Origin of the sequence: Xanthomonas nasturtii, assembly GCF_001660815.1 — a bacterium.
GTDB lineage: Bacteria > Pseudomonadota > Gammaproteobacteria > Xanthomonadales > Xanthomonadaceae > Xanthomonas > Xanthomonas nasturtii.
Genome location: NZ_LYMI01000070.1, coordinates 1 through 5,498, shown reverse-complemented (window position 1 = coordinate 5,498; position 5,498 = coordinate 1). Strand labels below are relative to the sequence as shown.

Here is a 5,498-nt window from a genome sequence, read left to right as displayed (position 1 = left end):
GTCAGCCGCTGCTGCGGCCATTGCAGGCAAACCAGGTGTGGTCGATGGACTTTGTGTTCGACCGCACCGCCGACGGCCGGGCGATCAAGTGCTTGGTGATCGTGGACGACGCCACACATGAGGCGGTCGCCATCGAGGTGGAGCGAGCAATCTCGGGCTATGGCGTGACGCGTGTGCTGGAGCGGCTGGCCATCAGCCGCGGCTTGCCAAAGGTGATCCGCACCGACAACGGCAAGGAGTTCTGCGGCAAGGCGATGGTCGCCTGGGCGCATGCGCATGGGGTGCAGCTGCGGCTGATCCAACCCGGCAAGCCGAACCAGAACGCCTATGTCGAATCGTTCAACGGCCGGTTGCGCGATGAATGCCTCAACGAGCACTGGTTCCCGACACTGCTGCACGCACGCACCGAGATCGAGCGCTGGCGACGCGAATACAACCAGGAGCGACCCAAACAAGCCATCGGCGGACTGACGCCGTCCGCGTATGCCCAACAGCTGGCCAACACCGATATCATCAACCCCGGACTCTAGACCCGGCCGCTACTCAGGATGGGGGGACGTCGCCGAGTAGGCAGTGAATTGGCCCAGCGTGCCCTGGAAGAAGGCTGCTGCCATCGGTGGTGCGGTCACAATTAGAGTTGTCATCACCAGGCCTAGCCCTCCTTGTTGCAATGCCATGCTGCTGATGCCTTCACCCGTGTTTCCAGGTAGCGCATATTTCACCAGGAACGCAACGGCCACTGCGCCGATGACCTTTGTCGCCAAGCTCACCGTGAAGCTCAGCACCGACAACGAAAACACCATGCCTATGCCGTATAGCAGCCACTTGCTGAACAACGACTTCGTCGCCTGGAACAGCAGGCACATGATGAACAATGGACCGAAGCCCACAAACAGCGCCATCCCAATCTTGTTCAACAGCAGCAGTGAGCCACCCACCACCCCGGGGCCGGCCATCCCTATCCCAGTGAACCAGCGCGCACGGGCCTTCTCGTCGTCGCGCTGTTGGTTGCCTGCTGTCTGGATCTGATCGATGCTCATCATCGCAATCTGCATCAGACCCAGATTCTTGTCGATCGCATCGTAGGGACTTTTCGAATCCCCTGTCACCACTTGGATGATGGACTGGCTCACACCATCGGTCAGCGTCCAGTAAAGCTTCGACGAACCTTCGGCCATGCTCGTCGCCAGGCCGATGATCAGCGAGGCGCGCAGTGCCGTCACTACCAAGCCCATCGCTGCCTCGCGGGACTGGCCGGTCACGATGCGATACCCCTGGACCATGACCCACAGCGCCAACACCGTCAAGGACACAATACCAATCAAGGCCGAGGTGCGCTGCAGTAGCGTCCACTGAAAAATATCGATTTCGGCTCCTGGCTTATCGGAAGTAGAGCCAAGGCGGACATTCATGACCGCCTTGGCGATTACCAAATCGCTGACGCGCAACGACCAACATTCCCGTCTTACATGGACATCGACCGCGGAGCAGCTTCCGGGGCTTGTACCTGTGTTGCCTGGCGCTGGCTTTCCTCGGCCGCTTGCCGGCTGCTGTGTTCCAACGGCTGATTCTGCGCTTGGTTGCGATCTACAAAAACGCGTTGCATAGCTGGGTCCGCCATTTCGCCTTGCACTGCGAAAAAGCCGTCGCCACTCTTGTTGGGCACCACGTGGTCGATGCGTTGCAAACCGCTGACGTTGGACTCGAAGACGATTTGGCCGGCTGTCTGCTCAAGTTCTTTGCGGATGACAAAGCCGCCACGCTCCCCCAAGGCTTCCAGCTTGCTGACCGCGCCGTTGTACATCGCGTTATCTGGATGCCGAGGGTCAGACAACAAGGGGCTGGATGCTGCCTGAGCCGACGCAGCAGGAGCATCCGTCTGCTCAGTTTGCTTGGGTGTCGTCTGCGTCAACGCCTTAGCCAAAGCGGCCTGGGTCTGCTGACCTGCGGCGCCATCTATCAGCAACCCATGCTCTCGCTGGAATTGCTCGACCGCATGCTTGGTGTTGCCGCCGAAGTCGCCGTCAGGCTTCAAGGGCTTGCCATCGCGGCCAACAGCACCAAGCTGCGCAAGCTGGCTTTGCAACTGCTTCACTTGTTCGCCGCGCTCGCCTTGTTCCAGCTTGCCGTCATTAGACTTCGAAACTTGATGCGATGTCGAACCAGACGTCACGCTGTGCTTGAGATCGACACCATCGCGTTTGACGCTTTCGATCAGATCGGGAACGCGACGCTCCCAATTGACCGCATACTCCTCACATTCCTTGGCTGCCTTTACGCTCCAGGGTTTGCTGGGAGTAACTCCGTTGACCACGCGTCGCGCATTGTAGACGTCATGGCTATCGTTATCGATGTAGCGATCAAGAGGCTTACCTGTAAATAAGCCATCACGCATACCAACGACTAGAACCTTCGCAGCGATTTCCGGTTGCTTGGCCATGTCCGGATTACGGACCATTTCGCTGTTCAGGCCAAGCAACTTGTCAAACTTTGCATAGTTGTAATCGTGCGTGAGATGCACGTAGCCACGGCCATAAAACTCTTCCCCGCCGCTGTATCCAAGTTTGCGTGCCTGGCTGCGCCCGAAATCTTCTTCAGGCGCTTGAAAGTTACGCGTCTCATGCTGAGCCGTCGCCAACATGTACGATATTTGCTTTGGATCGGTCACACCGTTCTCAAGAGCGGTTTTGACGATCAACCTAACGGAAGATTCCCGGTCTACACCAAAGCCTTCGGTGCTACGACCACGTCCATCACTCATAGTATTCTCCGTACGTGCATGTCATTAGAATTTGTTGTTGCATCTATCGGCATTGGAGACTCGAAGACGCGTTGCATGTACTCACTACAAACCAATCACCACTTTCTAGTTAGCCACCTCCCTCATTTCACCATTTTGAAGCCGCTCAGTCCGCTTTTTGGGCTTAGCAGGATCGTTCGTATCTTCGGTTACGCGCTCAAGCAGCACCGCCTCATTGTTCTTGAGCTCGTAGGTATCGACCACATGGATACAGCACCCATCACCAGAGGTGGACGTCAGCATATTCCCTTTTACAGAAAACAGGCCGTTTGCCATGACCGTGATATCGGACAGCGACTGATTGAAAACCAGACGCTGTTGGGCGGCATCGAAAAGATAGACGCTGTAGGAGGGGCCACCATAATTACCCTCCTTACCAGACCACACCACTACATCTTCATGTCCATCGCCGTTGATATCGGCCAGAATTATTGAATGGCGGTTTTTCTTGTAAGTTTCGTCTAACAGACCATGATAGAACGTGGAATTGCTATCGAAATACAATGCCTCAGGTTCCAATAAAAGCGACTTGATTTCGGGGAATGTCACCTCCACGGCCGGCGAGCGATTACATAGCATGATCCCTGGACCATCTTCGTGGCAGCCCTGCGCTTTAACTAAGACAGCAATTCCGCTGATATCTGCGCTCATCTCACCCTGATCATTGAGCTTAGCATTGGCAGTAGATGGCATTTTCAAGTCCTTTTGCGACGGGAGCTCAGGCTTTTTGTTAGTTTGATATTCAGCGGCCAATTCCACTTTATCAGCTTCTGCAGACGGCGCACTGCTAGGACTGCAAGATGTGATCGAGACAACACAAGCCAAATAAGTGGCCACAACTACGATTTTTGCTAGTGCACGTTCCAACATATAAAATCCTTCAAATTCAAATAAATACTTCTTGAACATCAGATCAGAACAGCCTGGCTACAATCACTTATTACATTCATGAAGCATCGACGAACAGCAACATCCCTTGCTTCATCTTCCGACAAATCCCCCGCCGCAGTTCCCGATGCACCTGTAGAATCGGAGCCGGCAATAGCCCTTAAATTTTTAATCCACTCCCCTGTAGGTTGAGGGATGGGTGCATGCTGGCCTTGCATTTCGGACGTATCTGGAATGAATTGAATACTTCCCATCTGAGTTCCAATGGGGCATCGCGTTTGTGCAAAAGCACCTAAAGCAGGGCAAACAAAAAAATCAGGATGATTTTAACCCAAGGCCGCGCTATCACTTTGCGCCATCCCGAACAGCCCCATTATTATTAGTACTTCCTAAAAAATGGTTCAGAGCACTCAGAATAGATGACCTTGCACGACCCAGTATCACTTGCTTCACAGCTTTTGGATGCAGACTTTATAGCAGCTTTTTTTGAAACAGACGAATGATAAAAACTTTGAGAATTCGAAGAGACCAAGGCAGCACATTGATTTTGATAGCTTAATCGCACCTCACAATCTTTCGCGCCACCCAAAGCACATTGTTCAGTTGCTGCTTGCTGAGCTTCACTTTCAGAAAATTTACCCACGGCGCTCCCAGCCTCACCAGTAGAATTGGAGCGCGCAATAGCACCCCATGTCTTAATCCACTCGCCTGTAGGCCTAGGGGGAGGTGCTTGTTGTCCTCGCATATCGGGCGTATCGGGAATGCATTGCATACTTCCCATCTGAGTACCAATAGGACATCTAGTTTGGGCATTCAATGAAGGACATAGGATAAAAAAAGAAAAGATACAAAGAACCAGCTGAGGAAGGTTCATCATGACTGCCTTGTTTTTCATTTTTGAGCAAGACCACGGCTACCCGCATTCGACTCTTGACCGGAACTAGATTCATTGCGCAGCACAGTTGGCGCTCCGGTGTGATCTTGAGTACGCTGATTTTCGATATTTTTAGCCGGAGCACTCATCTGCGCGTTAGGCCCCTGCCGATTGGCGTTAGATGCTGCATCCGACGAGCCCAGTGAGCCAATCGCCGAATATGGAGAAAATTGGCCTAAGGTACCCTGGAAGAACGCTGCCGCCATCGGTGGCGCGGTCAGAATTAACGTCGTCAAGACCAAGCCCACTCCTCCCTGCTGCAGCGCCATGCTGCTGATGCCTTCGCCATTACCGCCACTGACCGCCCACTTCGCCAGAAACGCTACGCCTATCGCACCGACCACCTTGGTTGCCAAGCTCACCGTAAATGTCAGCACCGACAACGAGAACATCGTGCCTAGTCCGTATAGCAGCCACTTGCTGAACAGCGACTTCGTTGCCTGGAACAGCAGGCACAGGATGAACAGCGGGCCAAATCCCACCACCATCGCCATTGCCAGCTTGTTCAACAGCAGCATTGAGCCGGCCACCACGCCGGGGCCGGCCATGCCGATGCCAGTGAACCAACGCGCCCGGTTCTTGGCGTCTTCGCTTTCTTTAGTCGCCCCTGAAAAACCCCCAAACCACATCCATTGCAGGGCGTCCCCCGCGTTTTCGGCGTGCTGGAACTGCCAGTTTTCGTTAATGTACGCACTGGTTTCTGGCAGTTTTCGCCCATGCGCACACGCCGTCCCGCTGCCGATCACTTACCTGCCGATGAGTTGTTTCGTTCGCGTCTGGAAAACCAGATCGACCTGCGCCATCCACTGGTTCAACTAAGCCATCGGCTGCCGTGGAGTGCGTTGGAGCAGGCGCTATCGCCACGATTGCCGGCCA

At 54.3% G+C, this 5,498-nt stretch carries 5 protein-coding genes and 3 pseudogenes; 2 read left to right on the top strand and 6 right to left on the bottom strand.

Annotated features, from left to right (window positions below; translation table 11 throughout):
* A partial coding sequence (locus A7D16_RS19420; protein WP_153043201.1) for an IS3 family transposase occupies positions 1-530 on the top strand: 530 nt, incomplete at its 5' end.
* A gap of 30 nt (positions 531-560) precedes the next feature.
* Here A7D16_RS19420 and A7D16_RS19415 read toward each other — a convergent pair.
* The 6 genes and pseudogenes from A7D16_RS19415 to A7D16_RS19395 form a co-directional block, all read right to left on the bottom strand.
* A pseudogene (locus tag A7D16_RS19415) lies at positions 561-1,412 on the bottom strand (type IV secretion system protein); the annotation flags it as partial.
* Between the two features lie 53 nt (positions 1,413-1,465).
* Complete coding sequence (locus A7D16_RS19410; RefSeq protein WP_153043200.1) at positions 1,466-2,761, bottom strand: peptidoglycan-binding protein; 1,296 nt, start codon at positions 2,759-2,761, stop codon at positions 1,466-1,468.
* Positions 2,762-2,866: 105 nt separating this feature from the next.
* A complete protein-coding gene (locus tag A7D16_RS22120; protein ID WP_239687054.1) occupies positions 2,867-3,709 on the bottom strand; it encodes an FG-GAP repeat protein in 843 nt (280 codons plus the stop codon).
* Positions 3,709-3,942 carry a hypothetical protein gene (locus A7D16_RS23320; protein WP_153043199.1) on the bottom strand — a complete coding sequence of 78 codons (234 nt, stop codon included), beginning with the start codon at positions 3,940-3,942 and terminating at the stop codon, positions 3,709-3,711. Before A7D16_RS23320 ends, A7D16_RS22120 begins: the two co-directional genes overlap by 1 nt.
* Positions 3,943-4,067: 125 nt before the next feature.
* A complete protein-coding gene (locus A7D16_RS22115; protein WP_239687053.1) occupies positions 4,068-4,583 on the bottom strand; it encodes a DUF4189 domain-containing protein in 516 nt (171 codons plus the stop codon).
* A pseudogene (locus tag A7D16_RS19395) lies at positions 4,580-5,233 on the bottom strand (type IV secretion system protein); the annotation flags it as partial. The pseudogene A7D16_RS19395 and the gene A7D16_RS22115, both read right to left, overlap by 4 nt.
* Positions 5,234-5,338: 105 nt before the next feature.
* Here A7D16_RS19395 and A7D16_RS22110 point away from each other — a divergent pair.
* A pseudogene (locus tag A7D16_RS22110) lies at positions 5,339-5,498 on the top strand (IS5/IS1182 family transposase); the annotation flags it as partial.

Coding starts and splice junctions, on each gene's coding strand:
- A7D16_RS19410 (WP_153043200.1), bottom strand. CDS start 2,761: ATGAGTGATGGACGTGGTCGTAGCACCGAAGGCTTTGGTGTAGACCGG.
- A7D16_RS22120 (WP_239687054.1), bottom strand. CDS start 3,709: ATGTTCAAGAAGTATTTATTTGAATTTGAAGGATTTTATATGTTGGAA.
- A7D16_RS23320 (WP_153043199.1), bottom strand. CDS start 3,942: ATGGGAAGTATTCAATTCATTCCAGATACGTCCGAAATGCAAGGCCAG.
- A7D16_RS22115 (WP_239687053.1), bottom strand. CDS start 4,583: ATGAAAAACAAGGCAGTCATGATGAACCTTCCTCAGCTGGTTCTTTGT.